Here is a 25,963-nt window from a genome sequence, read left to right as displayed (position 1 = left end):
CCTGTTAGTGACAAGTAGTATCATTTGTAGCATTTTTACCAATCACATTCATAATTGCTATTAAAATACCCAGAGTGATAAATGCTCCTGCAGGTAAAACCATAATAACCATCGGTCTATACCAGTCCCCCAGTATTTGTAGTCCAAACATTGAACCCATACCAAATAATTCTCTGACTGCACTCAATAACAATAAGGCCCATGTAAAACCAATTCCCATTCCCAGGGCATCTGCAAAGGACCGATGAACAGGATTCTGAGACGCAAAAGTTTCCTGTCTTCCTAATATTAGACAGTTAACAACTATTAAGGGTACAAATAAACTTAATGAAGCAGCAATAGAAGGATAAAAAGCTTTTAAGAAATAGTCAACAAAAGTAACAAATGTTGCAATAATTAATATGTAACTTGGTATTCTAACATCACCAGGAATCAATTTTTTAATTAAGGAAACCACAATTTCTGAAGAAATGAGAACAAAAGAAGTTGCTAATCCCATCGCCAACCCATTTACCATAGTATTAGTTACAGCAAGAGTTGGACACATACCAATAACAAGACGAAAAATAGGATTTTCCTGCCAGAGCCCATTTTTAAAATCAGAAATTAACTGTTTTGCGTTAACTGACATTAACTTCCACCTCCATAGGCATTATTGATCATACTGACAGCTTCTTCCACAATTCTGGTGGTGTTGGCTGAAGATATAGTCGCTCCTGCAACCGCCTGGACTTCCATAGTTTTAGAGGGAGGAGTTTTTACAACTTCATAATCACCAAAAGGTTTGCCAGCAAAATTACTTTTGTATTCTTCTTCTGTAATTCGTGCTCCCAGTCCGGGAGTTTCCTGATGATTTAGGATACTAATCCGAATTATTTCTTCTGCTTCCAGATCAACTCCGATCATTAATTCAATCGGTCCATTGTAGCCACCACCACTGTGCTGGTATGCCATCCCTACTCGATTACCACTACTGTCATAACCTTCGTAAAAAATCTGACTCTCTCTTTCTACCTGATTGATTTCTTCCGCTGTGGGTAAAACTTCATTAATTGCAATTCTTCTTGTTTCTTCCTGATTGGCCTCAATATATGGAATTGTCCACTGGTAAACAAAGGTCAATAATATAGCGGAAATTATACCAATAGTGGCTAAGGTTATAATCATGGCTTTTGTACTGTTCTTTTCCATTTATCTCACCTCTCCTAAACTTCGGGGTCTTGTATATCTGTTTATTAATGGTACTGCTGTATTCATCAATAAAATACTGTACATTACACCTTCTGGATAACCACCTCAGAGGCGGATTATCACTACAAGCAATCCGGCTCCAAGACCAAAAATCCAGCGTCCTAATTTTGTAGTTGGACTTGAAACCATGTCAGTCGCCATAAATAAAGCACCTAACATCAGTCCACCTGCAAAAAGATGAAAAATCGGATCAGAACCAAAAGCAAAAGTACCTAAAAATACTGTTCCAACCATTGCCAGAGGTATTCTCCAGTTGACATAGCCTTTATATAAGAGATACGAAAAACCTAGTAATAATGCAATGGCTGATGTTTCTCCCAGAGAACCACCAATCTGACCAACAAAAAGATTCCAGGTATCAGTTGCAATTCCTTCCATTTTCATCTGACTTAAAGGTGTTGCAGAAGAAACTCCATCTACAGTCCAGGTAGTCATTAAAACTGGATAAGAAGCTGTTAAAAATGCTCTCCCAACTAAGGCTGGATTAAATGGATTTTGTCCGATTCCACCAAAAACCTGTTTACCAAGTCCAATTGCCACTATTGAACCAAAAAATGCAGTCCAGAGAGGTATGGATGGTGGAAGAGTTAGTGCCAGAAGTAATCCAGTAACTACTGCACTTCCATCTTTGATCGTATTCTTTTTATTTCTTATTTTTTGAAATATGTATTCTATTAAAACTGCACCAACAACAGCTGCCAGAATCACAGATAGTGCTCTTGCTTTAAAGAAATATACAGCAGCAAAAACTGCAGGCAAAAGAGCAATAACAACTGACCACATTATTTTTTTTACTGAATCCTGTGATCTGACATGTGGTGAGGATGTTACAATTAATTCGTTATTCATTATTGATTATCCTCCTTAATTCTTTTCTCTTTTTTTGGCCATAACCTGTGACTTACCAAGACGCAGATGATGAACCAGAGGTATTTTAGCCGGACAGACAAAGGAACAGGAACCACATTCAACACAGCTTAATACCTGCCATTCTTCTAATTCGTCTACCATATCATTTTTTGCATAATTTGCCAGTTGAGTCGGCATTAAAAACATAGGACAGGCATCAACACACTTAGCACAGTTGATACAGGGAGAAGGTTCATATTCTTCAACTTCATCCTCAACTAAAACCAGGATGCCGGATGTACCCTTTACTCCAGGAATATTTAAATTCTTTTGAGCCACTCCCATCATAGGTCCACCTGTAATTACTTTGGCCGCATTATCTTTTAAGCCACCCGCTTCTTCTACCAGGTCACCAATATTTATACCTATCCGATAAATCAAGTTCTGGGGAGAATTAATTCCACGGCCTGTAATCGATATAGATCTTTCGTAAAGTGGCTTTCCATCTCTAATTGCATCTGCAACTGCAGCTGCTGTAGATGTATTATTAACCACAACTCCTACATCAAGCGGCAGCCCTCCAGCCGGAACTTCTCGACCAAGAATAGCTTCAATTAACATTTTTTCTCCACCCTGTGGATACTTTGTCTCTAAAATCTTAACTTCAATATTAGCTTCATCGTTAACCGCATCCTGCATACTCTCGATTGCTTCAGGTTTATTTTCTTCAATACCAATAAAACCTGTAGATGCACCTGCAGCTTTCATTAGAGCTTTTAAACCAAAGACAATACTCTTTGGTTTCTCCACCATTACCCGATAATCAACTGTTAGATAAGGCTCACATTCGGCTCCATTTAAAATTACGTAGTCAACACTTTTGTCATCAGGAATGGAAACTTTTACATGAGTCGGGAACATTGCCCCTCCCATACCAACAATACCAGCTTCTCTAATAATATTTCTGATCTCAGCTGCATCAAGTTTATCCAGACTGTCATGTTTTTCTAAACCAGAATTAAGTCTATCTTCTTCCGCTGACTCAATAACTACAGCATCAACAATATTTCCACCAGGATCTGTTACTTTTCTGATTTCCTTAACAGTTCCTGAAACCGAAGCATGAATAGGAGCACAGACAAAACTATCACTATCAGCAATTTTTTGTCCAAGATCAACCTGATCTCCTTTTTTAACAAGCACCTTGAGTGGTGCACCTATATGCTGTTTTAGAGGAATAATTACTTCCTCAGGACGTTTAGCATTTTTTAAGGGTTTATCCTTTGTTAATTCCTTATTATACTCAGGATGTATCCCCTGTTTAAAAGTCAAAGCTTTCACTATATAATTTCACCCCTATTGTGTTATTCTAGATTTAAAAATCATATTAATTTTTGGGGACAGCGTTATAACCTGCTTTTTTTAAGCTCTCAAGAAGTTTTTCTGAACTAACTTTTTCTTTATCATATCTTACAATTGCATTTCCTTTATTTAAACCAACTCTAATTTCTTTAATACCATCAAATTCTCTTAAAATATCAGCAACTACTGTAAAGCAATAAAAACATTTCATTCCTTCTACTTTAATCACTAGTTCTGCATTATTTTTAATTTTTGCAGTCATTATAACCCTCCCCATTAACTATTTATTATTAAATATTTTCAGATGACAAATTTGCAAAATACATTCTTCCCGAATTTTTCTGAAAAAAGCTTGAGATAACTACATTAATTTTTTCTCCTATATGATTTTGACCGCCCTCAACAACTATCATTGTCCCGTCTTTAAGATATGCAATACCCTGACCCTGTTCTTTTCCCTTTTTGATGATTTCCACTTTCTTTTTTTCTCCTGGTAAAAGAACAGGTTTAAGAGCATTAGCCAATCTGTTTATATTAATAACCTTAATCCCCTGTAATTCAGCAAGTTGATTCAAATTATAATCACTGGATATTAAATCAGCATTTAATTCTTTAGCTAGATAAACTAACTTATGATCAACTTCCTGACTATTAACTTCTTTATCTAGAATAACAATATTATCTCCAAGATCATTTTGTAATTTTTTTAATATTTCCAATCCCAATCTACCTTTTTTTCTTTTTAACTCTCTATCCGAATCTGCAATATTTTGTAATTCTTCTAATACAAAGCGGGGAACAATTAAAATCCCATCTATAAAATTGTTTTTATAAACTTCAAATATTCTTCCATCAATAATAGCACTTGTATCAATTATTTTAGGGGATGACTCAGAATAATACCTATCATTACCTTTAACATCAGATTCTTTAAATAAGATATAATCTATTTCTTCTTCTTTAAGAAGTATTATATACACGGTAATAATGATTATAATTATATTAATAAAAACTATTGTTTTTTCACTAAAAAACGGAAGTAATATAAATTTGGACATTGAGTAAGATAATAAAACTCCCAATAATAAACTAAATAAAATTAACAATATTTTTTTTATAGATAATTGATCTATTTTTTTCTTAATGTTATTCGTCAATAACTTTAGACTGGGATATAAAAGTAAAATAATACTTGTCACACTCAATCCAATTAAAATTTTTAAAACTAGATTTTTTTCAGGTAGTTGAACGTTAATAAAACTTTGCAAAATATAAAATAAGATAAGGATGATACCTGTTAATATGGCGGTTAATATTCTCCAATTATAATTTTTAAGTTTTTTAATTTTAATCCACCTCAACTCTCAATCAGCTAAAAAAAAAATAAATCTATACAGCTTAAAATTCAGTTAAGATAATAATTATCTAGAGATTTAAACAAGACTGTTATCTTCTTTCTTATTTTCATCTGATTTTTCAAGCTCTTCTAATTCTTTCATAACCTGTTTTTCTTTTTCCAGATCTACTTTATAGAGATTAGCTTCCAACTCTTCAGAATTTTTATTTAGATCTTCATCCTGTTTTTTTGAAGATTTAGCAGCTGTTTTTTCTTCCTTCTCAGAACTCCCCTCTACATTAGCATTAGCAGCACTATCACCAATTAGAGATGCCGTCCATTTACCACACCGGTCACCTGTAACAGCAATCACTTTACTATCAGCTATGACTTTGATTACCTCACAGTTATTGGCACAGTCCTCACATTCAAAACTGGTTGTTTCAAACTCCTGCTCTGTTAAATCAAAACCTCTAAAACTGCTTTCCTGACCACTTCTTTTGACATCTCTTTTGGCCAGCATAGCAATTCCAATTGCCCCCATTACATCGTGATGTTCAGGGACAATCACTTCAGCTCCAATCTCTTCTTCAAAAGCTGCTTTGATCCCGATATTGGCTGCCACACCACCCTGGAAGATATATTCTCCTTCTAAAACTCGATTACGAACCAAATTGTTCATGTAGTTTCTGACCAGAGCTTCTGAGAGACCATTGATGATTTCAGGTTTAGTAAATCCATACTGCTGCTTTGAAATCATGTCAGATTCCGCAAAAACCGTACAGCGGCCTGCTATCCTGACATCTCGGTCAGCTTCTAAGGCCAGACCTCCAAATTCTTCAATGGGCACTCCCAGTCTTTCTGCCTGATGGTCCAAAAAAGAACCAGTACCGGCTGCACAGACAGTGTTCATCGCAAAATCAACTGCAATACCATCTTCCACAATAATTAGTTTGGAATCCTGTCCCCCGATTTCAAAAATGGTACCGGCTTCAGGATGATAATAGGTGGAAGCCCGGGCATGAGCTGTAATCTCATTTTTAACTGTATCTGCACCCAGCACATAGGCAATCAGCTGTCTCCCACTGCCTGTAACTCCAACTCCACTAATCTTATAATTTTCAAGTTCAATTTCTTCCCTTAATTTTGCTAAACCTTCTTTAACCAGTTCGATGGGGTTACCTGAGTTACGGGTATAAAGTTTAAAAACAAGTTCGTTTTCTTCATCAATAGCAACAATATTGATACTAACTGATCCTATATCTACACCCAGATAAAGATTATTCATCTACATAACCTCCCTATAATTTTTTTCTCTGATCATATCCAAAAATGCTTCCACTCTGGTCAGTACATTTGCATCAGCAGTCTGTTCATCAATAGAAATTGTTAAAACAGGTATCTCATATTTTTCTGATAGATCATCCATTACACTCTGAGACACCAGTTCTGGCAGACAGCCAAAGGGTTTAAGATGAATAATCCCATCAAAGCCTTCTTCCTTAAAATTAATGGCATGACCAATATTTCCCTGAGCATGACCGCCAATTCCAATTTCAATAAATTCTTCTCCCTTTTTCTCAATTTTTTCTAAGTCTCTGTCGAGAAACGGAAAAGCATTTTCTCTAATCCAGTTTGTTAGATACTGGGAACGTTCAACCTCAAAACCAAAGCGATTTACTTTTTCTTCAATCTGGTTGTTAATTGACTCTTCCATTACAACATAAATTTCGCCAATAATTCCAATTTTATAGCGCTCAGCTTCAACTGGAATTGAATCCTCAAATTTAATCAGTTTATTTAAATATTTATTTTTAATTTCCTTTATCTCTGCAGTATTTTTAATCTGGTAAAAATCTTCCTGAGCCTGCATCCAGAGCTTATTAATTGTTCCTTTGTCATTATAGGCTCTTAAGATTTCTATCTTTTTTTCTATTTCATCTAAAGCTTTTGTCAGCTCATAAACAATTTTTATCACTCGACCGACCTGCAGCCAGGAGCTGTCTCCTTTTAATCGTTTAATAACCTCATAAAAGTATTTATAATCATCATGAGGAGAGTCAATAACAATAATCTCCACTTCATGACCTAAATCCTGAAGGATTTTTTTGTGCACTTCACCATAATATCCAGCCCGGCAGGGTCCATGACCACCACTGGTAACCAGAGCATCTAAATTCTTATCCATCAATTTTAAATAGATACCAGTAATCACTTTAAAAGGAAAACAGGCAAATTCAGGACTGTATTTTACCCCCAGATCAATAATTTCTTTATCTGGTTTGGGCGGCATTACCACATCATGTCCCAGCAGTTCAAATAATTTGGCATATACAATTGTTGGTCCCATATAAGGAAAAGATAGTCTCATTTTAATTATTCTCCTTTTTTAGCCGCATCAGATCGATAAAAGCTTCAATTCTAGTGATAATATGGCTTTCACCTGTCTGTTCATCAATCCTTAATGTCATAAATGTTTTTTCATATTCTTTAGCATCAACTTCTAAAATCTGCCCCAGCATTGAATCAGGTCCACAGCCAAAAGCAGTCAGATGAATAACCCCATCTATCCCATCATTTTTTAAATAATGTTCTGCTGCTCCATAAAGTTTATTTGTAAACTCCCAAAACATGGGCTTTCTCAGATTAGATAATTCTTTTTCTATAGTTTCTTCTGCCACCATCGAAAAGCTGTGGACTCTTACTCCCATTTCCTTTAGCTTATTTATTATATCCATATTTATATACTGGTCAAAAATATTGTAGACATAGCCGATCACGGCAATATCAACAACTTCTTCATTTACGGGAGCTTCTAAATTCTGATCTCTGCTCTGAGGTGGTTTTGGATCATTTTCAAATTTAGTAATTACCTTTTCTAAAATCTCTAGTTCTTCTATTCCGGCAAAGTCATCGATCAAATAACCCTTAAAAAGTAAGTCTCTATACCTCTGCCAGAAATCAGTTGCTTTTTTTAAAGCAGATTTCATTTCTCTTTTCGTAATTGAAAAAGTTTCTGCCAGTTTTTGATGATTGGAAAATTGGGCTATATCATCACTTTTTGAATCAATCTGATCAGCAATTACCTCAGTTTTTAAACCGGGTAGAGAATGTCTAATCATATCCGGCAGACCTAAAAATTTTGGACACAAAACTACATCTTTTTTAAGTGAGCGAAAGCGCGGCATAAAAATATAGTCCACATCTTTTTGATCCAGGTTTAAAACATGTCCGATCATCACTTTTATGGGAACACAAATTTCTGATAAGGACTTTTTTACTCCTTTATTCAGCAGATCCCTGGAGGTGCTGTCAGAAATAACAGGCTCTAAATTAAGTTCCGAAAAAAGCTTAAGCCAGAAAGGAAAATAATAATAATACAGCAGAGCTCTGGGGATACCAACTTTTCTTTTTTTCATATCTCAATGCCTCCAAAACTTCTCAGAAATTATTTTCAATTTATAAAATATTTCATATTGGAATAATGAGATAAGGAAGAGAACTGTTCTCTTCCTTATTTATCAAATTACTTTAATTTATGCTTTTTTCTTTGGAGCATAACTGGGCTGTACATCAACTCTACGTAACATATTAGCATTTGTTACAACACTGATTGAACTGGTTGCCATTGCTATTTCTGCAATAACTGGGTGCAGTAATCCAACAACAGCTACTGGAATAGCAACTGTGTTATAGAAAAAGGCCCAGAATAGATTTTGCTTAATCTTTCTGAAAGTTGCTCTCGATAGTTTAATTGCTGTTATTACTGCTGATAAATCCCCTCTAACAAGTGTTATGTCAGATGATTCGATTGCTATATCTGTCCCAGTTCCTATTGCAATACCTACATTAGCCTGAGTCAGAGCTGGTGCATCATTAATTCCATCTCCTACCATTGCAATAGTACCAAATTTATCCTGCAGCTTCATAATCTCATCTACTTTACCATCCGGTAATACCTCAGCTACCACATGATCAATACCGACTTCATTTGCTATAGCTTCTGCTGTTCTCTGGTTATCTCCTGTTATCATTGCTGATTGAAGTCCTAATTTATGCAATTCTTTTATCGCCTTAATTGAATCTTCTTTTAAAGCATCTGCTACTGCAACTATACCAAGCAGTTTATCCTCTGTAGCTACCAGCATTGCAGTTTTTGCTTCTTTTTCAAGTCTGATCATTTCATCTTCTAAGTCACTTGCATCTAATCCGGCTTCTTCCATTAATCGACGACTACCTACCAGAACTTCTTTTCCATTTATAGTGGCTTTTACACCTTTTCCTGTCACAGAACCAAAGTCTTCTATTTCTTTTACTTCAATACCTCTATCTTTTGCATCATTCACTATAGATACTCCCAGTGGGTGTTCAGATCCTGATTCCACACTGGCTGCATACTTTAATAGTTCGTTTTCACTTGTACCATTGGTAGTCACCAGATCCGTTACTTCTGGTTTTCCTTTGGTTATTGTACCCGTCTTGTCGAAAACAATTGTATGAACATCCTTCATTGTCTGAATGGCTTCACCTTTACGGATTAAAACTCCATTTTCTGCTCCAATTCCGCTTCCTACCATTAAAGCTGTTGGTGTTGCTAGACCAAGAGCACAGGGGCAGGCAATTACTAAAACTGCTATTGTTGCGAAAAAGGCAAGTGTAATTGTCCCAAGTGTAGGGTCTACCCAGGGTAAAAATGACTGGGCCCAGAATCCAACACTACGAAAAGTTTCAGGAAAAGCCAGCCATAGAATAAATGTTGCTGTAGCAATAACTAAGACAGCAGGAACAAAAATACTTGTTATTTTATCAGCAAATTCCTGAATAGGAACTTTTGTTCCCTGCGCTTCTTCTACCATTTTGATAACCTGAGATAAGAATGTATCCTTTCCCACCTTAGTTGCTTTCACTTTAATTAAACCATTCTGATTGACTGTTGCTCCAATTACTTCATCACCAACAGTTCTTTCTACGGGCATCGATTCTCCAGTTGCCATTGATTCATCCACCGTTGATTTCCCTTCAATTATCTCACCATCTGTCGGAATTTTCTCACCGGGTTTTATCAGCATTATATCTCCTGGTTGGACTTCATCAACTGGGACTTCTTTTTCTTCGCCGTCAACTATAACAGTTGCAGTTTTAGCCCCTAACTCCAACAGTTTTTTTATCGCCTGTGAAGCTCGACCTTTAGCTGTTTCTTCAATATATCTACCTGTTAAGTGAAAGGCCATAATCATTGCTGCCACACCGGCATAGTTTGCTATTGGTGTAAAGAATACCGCAGGACCTGTAGCAAAGGCTGCTCCGGTTCCGATAGCAATTAATACATCCATATTGGCTCCACCATGGCTAACTGATTTATATGCAGTTACAAATGTTTTACGTCCAAAGATAAATAATGGTGGAAGTGCCAACAACATCATACCTAAATCAAATATTGTCTCACTTGGCCAGGCTACTCCTAAAACCATCTCTGGAATCATCCAGATAATTATGGGAATTGTAAATGCCCAGGCTCCCCACATGTTTCTTTTAGCTTTTTTAACTTTCTTTAAATCTTCTGCTTCCTCATCTACATTTTGTTCGTCACCTTCAAAACCTGTAACATCATATCCCGTTTTAGCTACTATTTCCTTAAAATCGTTTTTTGATAACACACCTGGATCATATTCAACCGTCCCTTTTTCAGTAGCAATATTTACACTCGCTTCATATACTCCATCTGCTTTATTTAATGCTTTTTCCACTGTTGTTGCACAGCTGGCACAGGTCATACCACCAATTTTAAGTGTTACTTTCTCTCTCTCCTGTTTCACATCATAACCAGTTCCTTTTACAACCTCAACTAACTTATTCTCGTCGACTTTAGAAGAATCATAATCAACATATGCTTTTTCTGCCGCAAAATTAACCTGTGCCTGATCGACACCATCTGTTTTATTTAAAGCTTTCTCAATAGTTTGAGCACAGCTGGAACATGTCATTCCTTCTAATTTTAATGTTGTTTTACTATTCATTTTATTGCACCTCCATATTTTTTATATACCTGTATATGGTATATTAACGTTACTCTAATAACTCATTTCCTCAAATATATTTATTGTTTCTTATTATCTGAGTAATAACCGGTTCAAAATTTTTATTATTTTTAAATTTTGTATCTATCAATCTGATTATGATAAATGAAAATTCTAAAAATAATATTGAACTTAATATTCCAAAACCTTCTCCAGATAAAATATTAGCTTTAGTTGCCATCCAGTCACCTAAAAAATAGCCAGCAATCATATTAATAATTGGTATAATATATATAATTAGTGAGGCAAATACAAGATTTTTCTTTTCCATTTCAAGCTTTACTTGTTCTCCTTTAACAGCTCCAATTTCATTTTCAACTTCCATAATTATTTGATCCTGATCATGACTATCCTGCTCAGATAATGGACATGTTTTATCACATTTACTACAGGCAGAATGACGAGTAATCAGAACTCTGGCTATTCTCCCACTATTTTCAACTACTTTACCCTGTTCTTCCATTTATCTCACCCTACCTTTGAAAGGTTTTTCCTTTAAGAAATAAAAATCTAAAAATTAATTTATTTTAGAAACTAAAAGTATTAAGATTTGTTATTATATTAATCAGCAAATTTTGCCAAAACACCCATTAATTCATCTATTACAATCTGGTTATCTTCTTCATTTTCACACTTTATCACTTTTTGAACACAACCATGAGTGTGATTATCTAAAACATTAAGTCCTACTTTTTTTAAAGCACCTCTAACAGCTACAACTTGTGTTAAAACATCAACACAATATTGATCTTCCTCTATCATTCTCTGTAAACCTCTAACCTGTCCTTCTATTCTTCGCAATCTAACTATTAAATCTTTTTTTTCATCCTGACAAAGTGAACTCAATTATTTTTCCTCCCTTTTGATTAGATATATTAGCTATTTTATGGGATTCTATCAAAAACTATCATAGTAAATGGGTTTAACAATTTATTTGTAAACAATTAATAATTTGTAGGAATTTGGATGTATCATTCCTGTCTTTATTTGTACAGAGATGATACATCCGTTGCATTGATAACTAAAATTTAAATGTTTAGATTAATTTAGAAACTTCTCGGGATCTTCAGCGAATTTATTTTTGCATCCTTCAGCACAAAAATAATATGTTTTTCCTTTATATTCATATGATGCAGCTGCCTGATCAGCTTCGATATCCATTCCACATACAGGATCTTTAGCCATAATATTCACCTCCTTTTAATGGTACCCTATACCCCTATTTGGTATCTCTTGATTAAAATATATCATACCCGTGTGTTTTTGTCAACTTTTTCAAAAATTAATTCTCTGCAGAAAATAATATTATATTACCCTTTACCCCTATTAGGTATATTTGAAAGTAAAAAAATTTGTTTTATTCTTTTTCTACCTACAGATCGCTAAAATTATATACACTTTAATTATTTAACTTATGGTAGATAATTAAGTGGACTAACTGTTTCACCATTTAAATATATTCTAAAATCAAGATGTGGTCCTGTACTTTCACCAGTACTCCCAGATAAAGCTATTCTATCTTCTTTTTTTACTACAGATCCTGATTTCACTAATAAACGAGTATTATGTCCGTATAATGTTCTAACTCTTTTCCCATGATCAATTACTATGGTATAACCAAATCCATTTACCCAGCCACTCTTTATCACTTTACCATCAGCTGCCGCTCTGATCTGAGTACCAGTGGGAACTGCTATATCTATTCCACCGTGAAATTGTCTCTTACCTGTTATTGGATGAATCCGATTGCCATACGGAGAGGAAATTCTGCCCTTAACCGGCCAAATTAAAGAATTGATATTTAATGCAAATACCCGATCCACTCCTTTACTTAAATGTGGCACAGTTAATGTCTGTCCGACAAGAATTTGATTATCACGTAAATTATTAGCCCTTTTTATGGCCTGAACACTGCTGCCATATTTTTTAGCCAGAATAGATAAAGCATCTCCTGCCTGAATTTTATGATCAATTTTTTTATATACATTTTCTATACGACCATCACCCATACCCGATTTGGGTATCAAAATAGTCCTGCCTGCAATAATTTTATTTGAGCTTAATTGATTTTTCTCTCTAATAATAGCTAAAGTAGAATTGAATTTTACAGCTAATTCAGATAATGAATCTCCTTTTTTTACCACATATTCAATATCTTTAGTTCTTTCAATCAGAAAGTTAAATGTTTTATCTCCAACAATCCCGTCAGCTGTCAATCCATTACTTCTTTGAAAATCTTTAATGTTCTCTTTTGTACGATAACCGTATATACCGTCAATTGAAACATCGTATCCCAAATTATTCAGCATCTGCTGAATCTCTTTAACCTGAGTACTCTTATCACCAAATTCTACACTGGCAAAAATATTCATTGTAAATAAAAGTATAATTATAATAAATATGAATGTAATATTAATTTTTTTAATCACTGAAAACCTCCATCAAAAATGACCAGAAATAAAATGTCATGTGTAAATATTATTTATTCAAAACCTCATTCATGCTACCGCTTCTGTAGCCTTCTAAATCAATGGTGATATAAGTATAACCAATATCTTTAAATTTATTAACTATTTTTTCTCTTTTTTCTATCAGCAGGGGAAGTTTCTCAGGCATTACTTCAATCCTAGCTGTGTTTTGATCGTGATGTCTGACTCTAAATTGACTAATTTCCAGGTTCCGCATATATCTTTCTGCCTGATCTACCATTTCTAATTTATCAACAGTTATTTCATCACCATAAGGGAAACGAGAAGACAGACAGGCAAAAGCCGGCTTATTCCAGGTCGGTAAATCATATTCTTTAGATAAAGCTCTGATATCATCTTTTGTCATTTCCGCTTCTTTGAGTGGGCTTTTTACTTCCATTTCTCTGGCTGCCTGCATGCCGGGACGATAATCATGAAGATAGTCATCATAATTTGAGCCATCCAGAACACAATTATATCCCTTTTCCTCAGCAATCTTTATAACTTCTGAAAAAAGTTCTTTTTTACAGTAATAACATCTTTTTTGATCATTTTTTACAAAGTTTTCATTATCTAATTCTGTTGTGTGGATTAGATGATGTTTAGCACCCATATTACGCGCAAGTTTTTCTGCTTCCTTTTCTTCTTCCGAAGGATAGGTTTCTGCACAGGATGTTACCGCAAGTACATTATCATCTCCCAGAACATCTATAGCTACCTTTAATAAAAAAGTGCTGTCCACTCCTCCAGAAAATGCAATAGCAACCGATTTCAGTTCTCTTAGTATTTTTTTTAATTTTAAACTTTTATTCTCTATATTTTTCATTTTTAGTAACCCCCAATTATTAATTTACAAATAGAGCCAAACATAACATTTGATTAATTTTAAAATTAAATAATTCCTGCTTAACTCAACTATTAAATCCTTTTTAGATTAAGAAATTCACCAGCATAACCCTATTACTTTCAGGAACAATGCCAAAGACGCTAAATAACCCATTTATAATTACATTTTGTTATATTTAGTGACAGGCAGGACCATTTTGTAGGGAAATTGGTTTTTTATTGGGGTCAAATTCAGGTTTTTTAGAAGTAATTGTTTCTGAGATTTTTTTATAAACCTTACTAATTTCTAATTCCTTTTTAGCTTCGACAATGGGTAATCCATCATCACTGGCCTGTCTGGCAATTGGATCAAGAGGAAGTTGGCCTAATAAATCCGTATTCAGTTCTTTAGCTAAATCTTTTCCACCACCCTGTCCAAATATATATTCCTTATGTCCACAGTCATCACAGCGGAAATATGACATATTCTCTATAACACCCAGTACATCAACATCTAACTTTTCTGCTGCTTTTCCAATTCTTCCAGCAACGTGGACAGCTGTTGGCTGGGGAGTGGTTACTACCAGTACTTCAGCATGAGGAAGATTTTGCATTATATCTAAAGCCATATCTCCAGTACCCGGAGGAAGGTCAAGCAGTAAATAATCTAACTCTCCCCATTCTACATCCTGCATAAACTGTTGTAATGCACCTGAAAGAAGTGGTGCTCTCCAGACTACGGGATTTCTCTCATCTACAAATGAACCCATTGAAATAACCTTAATATTAAATGATTTTGGAGGAATTATTGTCTTATTATCTTTAGTTTTAGCTTCATCTTTCAATCCAATAATTCTAGGAATGCTAAACCCATGAATATCTGCATCCAGAATACCAACTTTTTTGCCAGCCTTAGCCAGAGAAATTGCCAGGTTGACAGTAACTGTTGATTTGCCAACACCACCCTTGCCACTGGCAATTGCAATTAAACCTTCATTTATACTACCATTTTCTAATTTAATTATTCCATCTTCTACCTTATACATATAATTTTACCACCCTTCTTTTTGAAATTATTAACTTTTATTCTATTGAATCAAACTTATTATTTAGAATATCTATTTTATTTCCAAGCAATCACTATATCTGCATTTTCAAAAGTAAAATTAAAGTTATTTTACTTTACCCTGTACGGGTATATAGTATTTATATTAAACATATCATTTGCTTTATTTTTTGTCAAGAAATTTTCGCGAATATGAAACTTCCTTTGTCAGTTTTTAATATTTTTTACCCATTACCCCTATCAGGTATATTTAAGAATGAAAATTTTTCTGCTCTCTTTTTCAGCAGGCACTATTATCTTATAATATATTCTTAATGATCACGTTGTTCATCATCATCTTCTTTTTTATGATCTCCATGCCCCATCCCTTTCATCATAAAAACATGCATCAAAGGACATAATAAAAAGAATAAAATTCCCCAGTTTCCTATTCCACCTCTTCCAATAAAGTAAACACCACCAATCATAACTGCAAAACATATTAACATCATCCAAAAATGTCCCTTATGACCATTCCTGTTTTTCGGCATCATAATCCTCTCCAGTATAAAATATTATGAACAGCTCCCCTTATATTAAAGAAAAGCTGTTCATTAATTAATATAAAAAATTATAAAAAACAAATCATTATTTTATTAGAAAACTAATCTCATGTGGTTCTTCTCCAAGCTGAATTCGACTGATTACCTCATATGTTTCTGTGTCAATAAGTATTGCCTCGTTATCTCGGGCATTAGTAACCACTACTTTTTTTCCATCAGGAGTAAACTCCAGATGATTTGCATATTGACCTGCAGCTATATAACGTTCAATCTGACGTGTTTCTGCATCAATAATTGCAACATTATTTGTCTTTCTGTTTGCAGTCCAAATCTTTTTACTGTCAGGAGAAACAATTACACCATGGGTTCCTTCACCAACTTTTATTTCATCCACAACAACAAACTTATTTAAGTCAATTACCGAAACACTGTTTGATTCCCAGTTTGCAGTGTAGGCATATCTACCATCAGGAGCCACTCTACCTTCATTTGGACCATCTCCCACCGGAATTTTTACTGTTACTTCAAAATTAGGTATTGAAATAACAGACACATCATCGGATTCCAGGTTTGTTAAGATAGCATATTTCCCTGCAGGATCAAAGTCTATATGACTGGGGCTGTCACCTATGCCTTCTTCAATCACTTTAATTATTTCCTGTTTAGCAGTATCTATCACTGCCACTTCACTCTCCGAACCAGAAGCAACAAGAATATATTTACCATCTGGACTCATATCTATTCCGTGAGCTGTACTTTTAACTTCTAATGTCTTGACCAATTTATTTGAACTTAGATCAAATATCTTAATTAATCCATTTTGAAAATCCCCAGTATATAAAAATCTTCCATCTGGAGTAATTTCAATACCGTGAGAGGCCTCTTCTCCTACCTTAATTGTATTTATAACCTTTTCAGCACCAATATCTATAACTGAAACCGTACCACTGGCTGCATTAGGTATATAACCAAGCAATTTTTTGTTCTGGTTAATATTCCATCTAAATCTATGACTCGCTTCTCGAATGCCACTAATCTCTAGTTCAAGATACTTTGTTTTATCAGAAAAAAATTTCTGTCCATCTATTGTAGTATTCTTGATTTTAATTAATCCAATTGGATGGTGGCTGGACTCTCTTTCCCACTCCCAATCTATATTTTCGTTATTTAAATAATCCTGACCATTTCTAACAGTAATTAATTCTTCAAAATTATTATCTAATAAATTACCACTGTGAGTAGACAAATAAACTTCAAACAACAGTTCTTCAGAATTCATTTCACCGAAATTAGCAAATTTAATTTCTAAACTCACCCCTTCTGCACTGGAGGTTCTTGTCCAGTCATCAGAATTTGCAGAAACGCTTATTGAAGAAATAAATAGAACCAGTAAAATAAAACCAAAAGTCATTATTTGTGTAAATTTTAAATTTTTCATTTTTTCACCCTTCTTTTTAGAAATGTATTATTCTTTAACCTTACAAACATGTAACCTGACCTATTAATTTAAATTGTAAACAACTTAGTTTTTATATATTACCTTATACGTGTAGTGGGTATGTATATATTAGCATTATTTTAAATTTGAGTCAAGTTTTTTAACTTATATTTTATTTATCCACTTTTCTTTATAATACAGAATAGCTTCCAAAATAAATCAAAGAAAAGACCATATCATTACTAGAAAAGGTCTTTTCAGATAATATCTGTATCAAATATTTATTTAAGATCATTGTAAGTCTTTTTTGCGAGTTTTAAACTCTTCTCTTGTAATATTTCCTAAAGCATACTCGTGCTCTAAAATACTTAAAGCTTCTCGGCTACTACGGTTTTTTTGTGATCTTATAAAGAACACAACACCTGTTATAATAAGGCCCCAGAATAATAAAGGCATTATCCACCAATAACTACCTAATAAACCAGAACCATATCCATTCAAACCAAAACAATATCCCATTTATTAAAACCCCTTTCTATATTTATCCTTAATTATTAAATGTTTTTTTATTCTTGATGTTCTTTGACACTAATAACTTCAGCTAAATCTCCATGCCAGTTATGATACCAAACCTGACCTGTATAAGAATTAACACTCAGCATACCGGTTGTATTATCATTAGTGTCTGCTGTATGGAATGTATAATAACCCGGGAACTGATGTCCTTCATCTTCTATCATAAAATCATTTGCCTGAGCAAATTTCTCTGCGTTTTCCAGAACTTCTTGACGTGGCATCATATTCTCTTCTACTGGTGCACTCCAGCCCATCATATAAGACATTCCATTTTCTGTATTCCACATCATATTTGGTCCATATTCTGGGTAAATCACCTTTCTATAAGGATCAAACAATAATTCGAAGACTCCCTGATCACTATCTTTTTCTACAACTGAAATATAATATGGTGAATCGTTAAAAATGAAAATATCACTAATCTGATAATCTGAGCCAAACTGTCTATCAACAAGTTCAACAGCTAAATCTTTAACTTCTTCTTCTGTCATTCCTAATGCTGAAAGACTGTAATCAATATTTCTATTAATTCCTTGTCCATAACCTCTCATCATTCCACCATAACCCATACCTCTGCCCATCATTCCCATCATGCCATTAGGACCCATCATGCCATAATTACCCTGGTTGTTGTCTGGATAATTATTGAAACCATTCATCTGACCATTATAACCATTACCCATCATGTTATTATTAGACGAACCTGAATGTGCTCCCACGGCTGAGTAAATACCAGCCACCAACAATAATGCTATTAAGACAATAAATATTTTATTTTTAAACATAATAAATTCCTCCCTAAATATCTTTTTTAATATTTTCTAATTCTTCCTGTAATTTTACAGCTTCATAATCAAGCATTTTTGTATCTATTATCTTCATTGTTTTGTCAATCTCATCAATCTGTTTTTCTAATTCTTTTTCTCTCTTTTTCAATACCTGAATATTTTCTTCAAGGTCTATCTTTTTTCCTATATATTCTCTGGCAGCTTCCTCACTGGAAGATACCATGGATTCAGCCATTGACTCTGTTTTTTCTTTTTCCTGATATAATTCGCTCAGGCGTTCCTCAATCTTTGATCTTATACTATCAACTTTTTCTTTACTGCTTTTTAATTCTTTAATTTTTTCTTTATATTTATTGACATTTTTGTTTTTATCTTTTGGCTTATCTTCTTTTAGTCCACTATCCTGTGAACTATTTTCTCTGTTATCACGACTCGATTCTTTAATATCCATCAACTGCTCAAAGGAAAGATTTCCATCATAAGCCCTATCTTTAAGGGAATAATATCTGTCTTTACCAATCCTGCCTTCAGCATATAATCTTTTTATTAGGGAAATCTTTTCCTGAGTGTCATCCGGCCGCCTGTCATTATATCCTGTATTTCTGCTGTCATAGACCCGAAAAAGTTCATGGAATCCACCACATCCCATTATTATGCATCTCCCATCTTTTTAGATCTTAGATTGGCAAGTTCTTCTTCAATTTTTGAATCACGTTCTATTTGATTAAGAGACTTTTCAATATCATCCTCTGAATTAAAATCATTTATTAACTCACCATTAGCGACTAACTCATCTATAGCAGAAAGCTTAGCTTCCTTCTTCTGTATCTTTTCTTCAGCTCTTTTGATCTGTTCATTTAAATCAGTAATATCACTGCTGGCCCCGGTAATAATCTCTTTTACTTCCAGCTGAGCATCGGCAGATTTATTTATAAAAGTTAACTCTTCTCTTTTTGTTTCCAGCTTTTTAATTTGTTCAGCTAATGTTTTTTTATTGGATTTAATAACTTCAATTTTATTCTCTATTTTCTCTATTTTAGTTTTCAAAATAGTTTTTTTATCATTTAAATCCGCCTTTTTCTCTAGAGCAGCACGCGCCAGTTCTTCTTTTTCTATATCCATAGCTGTCTGCGCCTGCTCCTGGGCAAGTTCTACCTTATCTTTAACATCATCTAAGTCTTTTTCCAGACCCTTTTTGATTGTAGTTAGCTCCAATAATGACTTCTGTACCTGTTGTAAATGTTCTTTCATCTCCTGCAGAGATATATCCAAGAGTTCTTCTGGATCCTCAACCTCATCCACAAATTTACTCATCTTTGCCTCAAATACTTTCTTCATTCTTTTAAATATTTTCATTTAATAACTCCTCCCAGATTAAAGATCAGTTATAATAAAGTCATACTTTTTACTAATTTGTTATTTTAATGTTTCAAGATCTATCTTAAATCATTTCTAATATCATCTAATTCTTTTTTAGTTATTTCGCCTTTAGCATAACGCTCTTTAGCAATTGCTTCAGCCTGATTTACCTGATAATTAGAGTTATTTCTGTTATACCCTGAACCAGAACTGTTGATATTTCCATTGTTAAAATAATATATTACAGCAATAATGATTATTATCCAAAAAATCAAGGAAAACCCTCCTCCCATCATTCCTAAACCAAATCTCATCATAGTTTTCACTCCTTTTTTAAATGCTTTATACCCTCAACCCGTAATTATATAATAACAATTAAATGTGAAGAGATTATGAATTTTAGCTTTAAACTATGAGTTACCATCATTATTAATCTTAGCACAACTAGATTTTATAAATACATTATACCCCTATCGGGTACCATAAGTAAAGTATAACACTCAGGATTAATTTTGTCAAAAAAAAGAGCTTTCTACTTTGAAATAGAAAGCCCCCTAGAAAAAAACTATTCAGTATCATTTATTATTTAATTTTGCTTTATGACTTTATTAAATTTTATAAACCATAATCATTGTTTTACTTTGCTTATTATCTTAAAACTTTAACATCTTAGCATTGATTGCTACAATTACTGTACTCATCGACATTAGTACTGCACCTACAGCAGGGGAAATCATAATTCCATAACCTGCGAGAACTCCGGCAGCCAGAGGAATAGCAAAGGCATTATAACCTGTAGCCCAGAAAAGATTCTGGATCATCTTTTTAAAGGTTAAACTCCCGAAGTTAACAAGCTGGACAACATCTTTGGGATCACTTTCTACCAGAATAATATCAGCAGTTTCGGCTGCTACATCTGTACCGGAACCGATTGCAATTCCGATATCTGCTCTGGCAAGAGCTGGAGCATCATTGACTCCATCACCTGTCATTGCTACAAAAGCTCCCTCATTCTGCAGTTCTCTAACCTTCTTTTCTTTCTCGTCAGGTAGAATTTCGGCAAAGTAGTCAGTTAAGCCCAATTCTTTGCTGACATAGGCAGCTGTTTTTTGATTATCACCGGTCAGCATTTTAACTTTAATACCTTTATCTTTAAGTTCTTGAACTGCCTCATAGGAACTTTCTCTAATCTTATCGGCCAGTCTAAGCATACCAATAACCTGATCTTTAATTACTAAAAAGACCTCTGTAAATGGACCTTCTTTTAAAGCAGAATCCGGTATTTCTAAATTATTTTCTTCAAGATAACCGGGTGAAACTACAAACATTTCCTGACCATCAAGTCTCGCTTTAACTCCTTTTCCTTTCATTATCTCAAAATCCTGAACACTATCTATCTTTAGATTTTCCTCTTCTGCCTTAGCCACAATTCCGGCCGCTATTGGATGTTCTGATTCCTGCTCCAGTGCTGAAGCTATTTTCAGGACTTTTTCTCTATCATAATCAGCCGCAAAAATCTCTATATCCTGCACCCCAAATTCTCCTTTAGTCAGGGTTCCTGTTTTATCAAATAAAACTGTATCTATTTTGCGTGCATTCTCAAAAGCTGTTCTATTTCTAATCAAAAGACCATTTTTGGCAGATAAAGTTGTAGAAACCGCAACTACCAGTGGAATGGCAAGACCAAGAGCATGGGGACAGGTAATAACCATTACAGTCGCCATTCTTTCAATAGCAAAAGCAAGGTCACCGCTAATCCCATACCAGACCCCAAAAGTAGTTACTCCGGCAGTAATTGCGATTAGTGTCAGCCAGAAAGCAGCTCTGTCGGCAAAGCCCTGGGTTTTTGATTTGGCTGCCTGTGATTCTTTAACCATATTAATAACCTGTGATAGATAACTATCTTCACCGGCCTTTTCAATCTTTATTTTAATTGAACTATCACCATTTACTGAACCACCAATAACCTCATCATCAATTTCTTTTTTTACCGGTTCAGATTCTCCGGTCAGCATTGACTCGTTAATATAACTATTACCTTCGAAGATAATTCCATCTGCCGGAATTTTTTCACCGGGTTTAATTAGCACTTTATCTTCTTTTTGAAGTTCTTTAATTGGAGTGTCCTTAACCTCACCATCAACCAGCTTATGAGCTGTATCGGGCATCAATTTGGCCAGTTCTTCTAAAGCCCGGGAAGCACCCATAACCGATCTCATTTCTATCCAGTGTCCGAGTAACATAATCACAATTAAAGTTGCCAGTTCCCAGAAAAAGAATCTACCCTCAAGTCCAAATACAACAGCAGTACTATAAAAATAGGCAACAGAGATAGCAAGAGCAATTAAAGTCATCATACCCGGATTTTTATCTGAAAGTTCGTCTTTTAAACCACTTAAAAAAGGCCAGCCTCCGTAGAAAAATATAATTGTAGAAAGCAAAAATAAAACATATATACTTCCAGGAAAATCAAAACTGTAGTTAAAAAACCCCTGGAGCATTGGAGAAAGAATCAAAATGGGTATAGTTAGAACCAGTGAAATTTTAAAGCGCTTTTTAAAGTCGTTTAACATTTTTTGATGACCATCATGATGTTCCATTATTATCACTCCTATTATCTTATTATGTTCTCTTTGTAAAATTATATCAATTTGATAATTTTTTTTCAACTTTTTTTCCTGCTGCCGGAGCATTACATTAATTCTATCAGCTTTGATTTTACTTCATTATTAAATATCAGTTTTTATTTAACAAGAACTAAAAACTATCCCTAAATAGAGGCAGGGATAGTCTCAAAAATATCTGCTATTTTTATTTCAAGTCATTCAATATTTTATCCAATTCTTCTTTGCTAATTTCTCCTTTAGCATAACGTTCTCTGGCAATATTAACAGCGGAATCTTCTTTTTGGTAATTATTCTTTATTTGCCGATAATTATTATTTTTCCTGCTATTATCAGAATCATTTTTCATATTTTTAATTAAATAAACTATTCCGGTTATAACAAGCGCAGCAAATAAGAGAATCATTATCCAGCCAAAAATACCGCCTCCAAAACCGTTCATGTGTCCAAAACCATCCATATGACCAAAGCCATTGGAGCCCCAGCCATTACCATGAGCAAAATTAATCATAATATTCCTCCTTGAGTTATTCTAAATTTAATATTGTACCTTTGACAAATGTTATAAAATCTAAACAGCACTCCCGGATAAAAGTCAGTAAATCTTTATCCGGGGTTTTTGATTTATTCAAATCAAATTGTCTTATCTCATTGAATTAATTATTTAACTTTACTAGATATTTTAGATAAATAAACTCATATTAGATTCATCTGCTGAACCTAAGAAAGTTGCAACTCCCCCAACTTCAACTCCAGAAATTAATTCTTTCTTTTTAATTCCCAGCATATCCATTGTCATCTGGCAGGCGACAAGTCTAACTCCATTTTCCACAGCATTTTCTATCAATTCTTCTAAAGAATCAACACCTTTTTTGTCCATAATTCCTCTGATCATTTTAGGCCCAATTCCCATCATATTCATATTTGAAAGGGGGAGATTTTTGCTACCCTGAGGCATCATTTTTTCAAACATTTTTTCCATCATGTTCTTATCAGCATTAACAGGACCATCTTTTCTTAAAATATTTAAACCCCAGAAAGTAAAGAATAAGGTTACCTGATTACCCATAGCAGCTGCCCCATTAGCAATAATAAATGATGCTATTGCTTTATCAAGTTCACCACTAAAGACAACCATTGTTTTTCCTTTTTGAACTGGTTGAGAAACTTTATTACGAACTGTTTCTCTTTCCTGCTGAGCTTCAACAGACTGTCCTTTTAAAAGAGTAACCTCAATCTTATCAGCAAGTTCTTCTATCCTTAAAACTGTATTCCCAGTATTTTTGGCCCAGGCTTTAATGTCCTGCATAAAACCGGGATCAGTTGCTGTTACCTCAAGCATATCCCCATTTTCCATTGTCTCCATCTTTTTATAAACCTGCATAATAGGTCCTGGACACTGCAGTCCACAGGCATTAAGTTCTACAACTGTACCTTTAACGTGTTTTAGCATATCTTTAGCAGCCAGATTGGCTTCTTCTGGACTCTCAGCAGAATTATAACCTGCTTCAGCTGGATCTTCAATAACCTGTTCCTGATCATCTTTAACAGCTTTATAAAGTTTATAGCCACCACTTAAATTGCGGACTTTATTAAAACCATTTTGAGTTAAAATCCTGGCGGCTATATAACCTCTTAAGCCGATAGCACAGTAAACTATATATTCTTTTTCAGGATCAAGTTGATCTAAATTATCTCGCAAATTGTTTAAAGGGATATTAACTGAATTATCAATACTTCCCAGCTGAGTTTCTACTTTTTCTCGAATATCCAGAAGCACCGTCTGATCTGGATCTATATTTTCTAATTCCTGCCAGTAAGCTGTTTCTACTATTCCATTTAAGAGGTTCCCTGCAGCAAAACCAACCATATTTACAGGATCTTTAGCTGAACCAAAGGGTGGTGCATAAGCAAGTTCTAATTCCTGAAGGTCATAAATATTCATTTCCTGTCTTACAGCTGTAGCCAGAACATCAATTCTTTTATCAACTCCCTCATAACCTGCAATTTGAGCTCCCAGTACTTTACCGTCATCAGGAGCAAAAATTAATTTGATCATCATCGGTACTGCCCCCGGATAATAACCTGCATGATTATTGGAATTTGTATGAACAACCTGATAATCCCATTTTAAGTCTTTAAGTCTTTTTTCCGAAGCACCTGTGGAAGCAGTTGTTAAATCAAAAGCTTTGGCAATTGAAGTTCCCTGAGTTCCCTTATATGTCTCTTTCCTCCCACATATATTATCAGCAGCTATTCTCCCCTGTTTATTGGCGGGACCAGCAAGAGGAATTCTAACAGGTTTTTCTGTCACTAAGTCTTTAACTTCAATAGCATCACCAATAGCATAAATACTGGGATCTGAAGTCTGTAAATATTCATTTACTTTAATTCCCTTACTACTTCCAATTTCAAGTCCAGCATCTTCTGCCAGCTCAGTCCGTGGATTAACTCCAATAGATAAAATGACAAGGTCAGTTTTAATTGTTCTACCACTCTGTAATTTAACTACCTTTCTGCCTGCAGCTTCTTCAATACCAGTTATACCATCTCCTAAATGCAGATCAATCCCCTTAGTTCTAAGATGATTATGAAGCATTGCAGCCATTTCATAATCAAGTGAACCCATTAATTGATCCATCATTTCAACAACCGAAACTTCTATTCCTCTTTCATGAAGGTTCTCGGCCATTTCCAAACCAATAAAACCTCCACCTACTACTACAGCGCGGTTCGGCTTATTTTTATCTACAAAATTTTTAATTTTATCTGTATCAGGAATATTTCTCAGGGTAAAGACTTCCTCTAAATCAAGACCTGGAAGTGGTGGTTTAATTGGTTCTGCACCTGGAGATAAAACTAGTTTATCATACCTTTCTTTATATACTTCACCACTTTTTAAGTCTTTAACTTCAACTAGCTTTGCCTCACGATTAATTTTGAGAGCTTCATGTTGAATTCTAACATCAATATCAAATCTCTCTTCCATAGATTGTGGAGTCTGAACTAATAACTTATCTCTTTCCTTTATTACTTCCCCAATATGATAAGGTAAACCACAGTTGGCAAAAGAGATATGTTTTCCTTTTTCCATCATTATTATTTCAATATCTTCATCCATTCTTCGCAAACGAGCTGCAGTACTTGCTCCTCCTGCAACTCCACCGACTATAACTACTTTTTTTTGCATTATTTTCCCCCTAATTGTTTCATTTTTATTCTAAATAATTTTAATAAATAGGTCTAAATTATTTATTTGCTTCAAAATCTACAAGCACCTTTATTATATCCATAGCTTATTTATTAATAACTCAAACTTCGCACTTGTAAAAGTGCTTTTGCACCTTGAAATTTCAATATTATTTAGCAAAAAAATAGCATGAAACCCCCGTTTCTGGTATA

At 34.3% G+C, this 25,963-nt stretch carries 24 protein-coding genes and 2 pseudogenes; all 26 read right to left on the bottom strand.

Going from position 1 to position 25,963, the window contains the following annotated elements:
- Positions 1 to 4: 4 nt before the first annotated feature.
- The gene (gene rsxE / locus C7954_RS10720) at positions 5 to 631 is read right to left on the bottom strand and encodes an electron transport complex subunit RsxE (RefSeq protein ID WP_134059984.1); all 627 of its coding nucleotides are present in this window, start codon (positions 629 to 631) and stop codon (positions 5 to 7) included.
- Positions 631 to 1,191, bottom strand: a complete 561-nt coding sequence (locus C7954_RS10715) for an RnfABCDGE type electron transport complex subunit G (protein ID WP_134059983.1) — start codon at positions 1,189 to 1,191, stop codon at positions 631 to 633. Before C7954_RS10715 ends, rsxE begins: the two co-directional genes overlap by 1 nt.
- Positions 1,192 to 2,100, bottom strand: a pseudogene (locus C7954_RS10710) (RnfABCDGE type electron transport complex subunit D).
- A gap of 15 nt (positions 2,101 to 2,115) precedes the next feature.
- The gene (gene rsxC / locus C7954_RS10705) at positions 2,116 to 3,441 is read right to left on the bottom strand and encodes an electron transport complex subunit RsxC (RefSeq protein WP_134059981.1); all 1,326 of its coding nucleotides are present in this window, start codon (positions 3,439 to 3,441) and stop codon (positions 2,116 to 2,118) included.
- Positions 3,442 to 3,487: 46 nt separating this feature from the next.
- Positions 3,488 to 3,724 (bottom strand): heavy-metal-associated domain-containing protein, encoded by a 237-nt coding sequence (locus C7954_RS10700; RefSeq protein WP_158537690.1) that lies wholly within the window; start codon positions 3,722 to 3,724, stop codon positions 3,488 to 3,490.
- A 28-nt stretch (positions 3,725 to 3,752) separates the two neighbouring features.
- Positions 3,753 to 4,520: a PIN/TRAM domain-containing protein gene (locus tag C7954_RS10695; RefSeq protein ID WP_134059979.1), complete on the bottom strand. Its 768-nt coding sequence runs from the start codon at positions 4,518 to 4,520 to the stop codon at positions 3,753 to 3,755.
- Between the two features lie 600 nt (positions 4,521 to 5,120).
- Positions 5,121 to 6,086 (bottom strand): annotated as a pseudogene (locus C7954_RS10690) (acyl-CoA dehydratase activase); the annotation flags it as partial.
- Positions 6,087 to 7,169 carry an acyl-CoA dehydratase activase-related protein gene (locus tag C7954_RS10685; RefSeq protein WP_073158352.1) on the bottom strand — a complete coding sequence of 361 codons (1,083 nt, stop codon included), beginning with the start codon at positions 7,167 to 7,169 and terminating at the stop codon, positions 6,087 to 6,089.
- A 1-nt stretch (position 7,170) separates the two neighbouring features.
- The gene (locus C7954_RS10680; RefSeq protein ID WP_110301070.1) at positions 7,171 to 8,217 is read right to left on the bottom strand and encodes an acyl-CoA dehydratase activase-related protein; all 1,047 of its coding nucleotides are present in this window, start codon (positions 8,215 to 8,217) and stop codon (positions 7,171 to 7,173) included.
- 117 nt (positions 8,218 to 8,334) lie between these two features.
- Positions 8,335 to 10,815: a heavy metal translocating P-type ATPase gene (locus C7954_RS10675; RefSeq protein WP_073158361.1), complete on the bottom strand. Its 2,481-nt coding sequence runs from the start codon at positions 10,813 to 10,815 to the stop codon at positions 8,335 to 8,337.
- A gap of 70 nt (positions 10,816 to 10,885) precedes the next feature.
- A complete protein-coding gene (locus tag C7954_RS10670; protein ID WP_073158364.1) occupies positions 10,886 to 11,338 on the bottom strand; it encodes a SoxR reducing system RseC family protein in 453 nt (150 codons plus the stop codon).
- A gap of 98 nt (positions 11,339 to 11,436) precedes the next feature.
- Complete coding sequence (locus C7954_RS10665) at positions 11,437 to 11,721, bottom strand: metal-sensitive transcriptional regulator (RefSeq protein ID WP_073158366.1); 285 nt, start codon at positions 11,719 to 11,721, stop codon at positions 11,437 to 11,439.
- 195 nt (positions 11,722 to 11,916) lie between these two features.
- Positions 11,917 to 12,060 carry a YHS domain-containing protein gene (locus C7954_RS10660; protein ID WP_073158369.1) on the bottom strand — a complete coding sequence of 48 codons (144 nt, stop codon included), beginning with the start codon at positions 12,058 to 12,060 and terminating at the stop codon, positions 11,917 to 11,919.
- A gap of 227 nt (positions 12,061 to 12,287) precedes the next feature.
- Positions 12,288 to 13,304: a peptidoglycan DD-metalloendopeptidase family protein gene (locus C7954_RS10655; protein WP_081374549.1), complete on the bottom strand. Its 1,017-nt coding sequence runs from the start codon at positions 13,302 to 13,304 to the stop codon at positions 12,288 to 12,290.
- 49 nt (positions 13,305 to 13,353) lie between these two features.
- Positions 13,354 to 14,169, bottom strand: a complete 816-nt coding sequence (larE, locus tag C7954_RS10650; protein ID WP_110301069.1) for an ATP-dependent sacrificial sulfur transferase LarE — start codon at positions 14,167 to 14,169, stop codon at positions 13,354 to 13,356.
- 196 nt (positions 14,170 to 14,365) lie between these two features.
- Complete coding sequence (locus C7954_RS10645; protein WP_134059975.1) at positions 14,366 to 15,214, bottom strand: Mrp/NBP35 family ATP-binding protein; 849 nt, start codon at positions 15,212 to 15,214, stop codon at positions 14,366 to 14,368.
- 331 nt (positions 15,215 to 15,545) lie between these two features.
- Positions 15,546 to 15,764 (bottom strand): DUF2933 domain-containing protein, encoded by a 219-nt coding sequence (locus tag C7954_RS10640; protein ID WP_166667716.1) that lies wholly within the window; start codon positions 15,762 to 15,764, stop codon positions 15,546 to 15,548.
- A 97-nt stretch (positions 15,765 to 15,861) separates the two neighbouring features.
- A complete protein-coding gene (locus C7954_RS10635; protein WP_134059971.1) occupies positions 15,862 to 17,214 on the bottom strand; it encodes a cytochrome D1 domain-containing protein in 1,353 nt (450 codons plus the stop codon).
- A gap of 291 nt (positions 17,215 to 17,505) precedes the next feature.
- The gene (locus C7954_RS10630) at positions 17,506 to 17,733 is read right to left on the bottom strand and encodes an SHOCT domain-containing protein (protein ID WP_073158389.1); all 228 of its coding nucleotides are present in this window, start codon (positions 17,731 to 17,733) and stop codon (positions 17,506 to 17,508) included.
- Between the two features lie 47 nt (positions 17,734 to 17,780).
- Positions 17,781 to 18,575 carry a hypothetical protein gene (locus tag C7954_RS10625; protein WP_114489561.1) on the bottom strand — a complete coding sequence of 265 codons (795 nt, stop codon included), beginning with the start codon at positions 18,573 to 18,575 and terminating at the stop codon, positions 17,781 to 17,783.
- Between the two features lie 13 nt (positions 18,576 to 18,588).
- Complete coding sequence (locus C7954_RS10620; protein ID WP_073158395.1) at positions 18,589 to 19,227, bottom strand: hypothetical protein; 639 nt, start codon at positions 19,225 to 19,227, stop codon at positions 18,589 to 18,591.
- 2 nt (positions 19,228 to 19,229) lie between these two features.
- Complete coding sequence (locus tag C7954_RS10615; protein WP_110301068.1) at positions 19,230 to 19,934, bottom strand: PspA/IM30 family protein; 705 nt, start codon at positions 19,932 to 19,934, stop codon at positions 19,230 to 19,232.
- An 80-nt stretch (positions 19,935 to 20,014) separates the two neighbouring features.
- Complete coding sequence (locus C7954_RS10610; protein WP_073158400.1) at positions 20,015 to 20,254, bottom strand: SHOCT domain-containing protein; 240 nt, start codon at positions 20,252 to 20,254, stop codon at positions 20,015 to 20,017.
- 336 nt (positions 20,255 to 20,590) lie between these two features.
- On the bottom strand, positions 20,591 to 22,537 hold the full coding sequence (locus C7954_RS10605) for a copper-translocating P-type ATPase (protein WP_208320690.1): 1,947 nt from the start codon (positions 22,535 to 22,537) through the stop codon (positions 20,591 to 20,593).
- 211 nt (positions 22,538 to 22,748) lie between these two features.
- Complete coding sequence (locus C7954_RS10600; RefSeq protein ID WP_133960319.1) at positions 22,749 to 23,072, bottom strand: SHOCT domain-containing protein; 324 nt, start codon at positions 23,070 to 23,072, stop codon at positions 22,749 to 22,751.
- Positions 23,073 to 23,243: 171 nt separating this feature from the next.
- Entirely contained in the window at positions 23,244 to 25,751 is a 2,508-nt protein-coding gene (locus C7954_RS10595; RefSeq protein ID WP_134059967.1) for a CoA-disulfide reductase, read from the bottom strand.
- Between the last annotated feature and the right edge of the window lie 212 nt (positions 25,752 to 25,963).

It is taken from the genome of Halanaerobium congolense, from assembly GCF_004366375.1.
GTDB lineage: Bacteria > Bacillota > Halanaerobiia > Halanaerobiales > Halanaerobiaceae > Halanaerobium > Halanaerobium congolense.
This window is presented reverse-complemented; position numbering and strand designations above follow the sequence as displayed.

Bases quoted from the DNA above. Each gene is read 5' to 3' on its own strand.
- rsxE (WP_134059984.1), bottom strand. From the start codon at position 631: ATGTCAGTTAACGCAAAACAGTTAATTTCTGATTTTAAAAATGGGCTC.
- C7954_RS10715 (WP_134059983.1), bottom strand. From the start codon at position 1,191: ATGGAAAAGAACAGTACAAAAGCCATGATTATAACCTTAGCCACTATT.
- C7954_RS10700 (WP_158537690.1), bottom strand. From the start codon at position 3,724: ATGACTGCAAAAATTAAAAATAATGCAGAACTAGTGATTAAAGTAGAA.
- C7954_RS10695 (WP_134059979.1), bottom strand. From the start codon at position 4,520: ATGTCCAAATTTATATTACTTCCGTTTTTTAGTGAAAAAACAATAGTT.
- C7954_RS10685 (WP_073158352.1), bottom strand. From the start codon at position 7,169: ATGAGACTATCTTTTCCTTATATGGGACCAACAATTGTATATGCCAAA.
- C7954_RS10680 (WP_110301070.1), bottom strand. From the start codon at position 8,217: ATGAAAAAAAGAAAAGTTGGTATCCCCAGAGCTCTGCTGTATTATTAT.
- C7954_RS10675 (WP_073158361.1), bottom strand. From the start codon at position 10,815: ATGAATAGTAAAACAACATTAAAATTAGAAGGAATGACATGTTCCAGC.
- C7954_RS10670 (WP_073158364.1), bottom strand. From the start codon at position 11,338: ATGGAAGAACAGGGTAAAGTAGTTGAAAATAGTGGGAGAATAGCCAGA.
- C7954_RS10660 (WP_073158369.1), bottom strand. From the start codon at position 12,060: ATGGCTAAAGATCCTGTATGTGGAATGGATATCGAAGCTGATCAGGCA.
- larE (WP_110301069.1), bottom strand. From the start codon at position 14,169: ATGAAAAATATAGAGAATAAAAGTTTAAAATTAAAAAAAATACTAAGA.
- C7954_RS10645 (WP_134059975.1), bottom strand. From the start codon at position 15,214: ATGTATAAGGTAGAAGATGGAATAATTAAATTAGAAAATGGTAGTATA.
- C7954_RS10640 (WP_166667716.1), bottom strand. From the start codon at position 15,764: ATGCCGAAAAACAGGAATGGTCATAAGGGACATTTTTGGATGATGTTA.
- C7954_RS10635 (WP_134059971.1), bottom strand. From the start codon at position 17,214: ATGAAAAATTTAAAATTTACACAAATAATGACTTTTGGTTTTATTTTA.
- C7954_RS10630 (WP_073158389.1), bottom strand. From the start codon at position 17,733: ATGGGATATTGTTTTGGTTTGAATGGATATGGTTCTGGTTTATTAGGT.
- C7954_RS10625 (WP_114489561.1), bottom strand. From the start codon at position 18,575: ATGTTTAAAAATAAAATATTTATTGTCTTAATAGCATTATTGTTGGTG.
- C7954_RS10620 (WP_073158395.1), bottom strand. From the start codon at position 19,227: ATGGGATGTGGTGGATTCCATGAACTTTTTCGGGTCTATGACAGCAGA.
- C7954_RS10615 (WP_110301068.1), bottom strand. From the start codon at position 19,934: ATGAAAATATTTAAAAGAATGAAGAAAGTATTTGAGGCAAAGATGAGT.
- C7954_RS10610 (WP_073158400.1), bottom strand. From the start codon at position 20,254: ATGATGAGATTTGGTTTAGGAATGATGGGAGGAGGGTTTTCCTTGATT.
- C7954_RS10605 (WP_208320690.1), bottom strand. From the start codon at position 22,537: ATGGAACATCATGATGGTCATCAAAAAATGTTAAACGACTTTAAAAAG.
- C7954_RS10600 (WP_133960319.1), bottom strand. From the start codon at position 23,072: ATGATTAATTTTGCTCATGGTAATGGCTGGGGCTCCAATGGCTTTGGT.
- C7954_RS10595 (WP_134059967.1), bottom strand. From the start codon at position 25,751: ATGCAAAAAAAAGTAGTTATAGTCGGTGGAGTTGCAGGAGGAGCAAGT.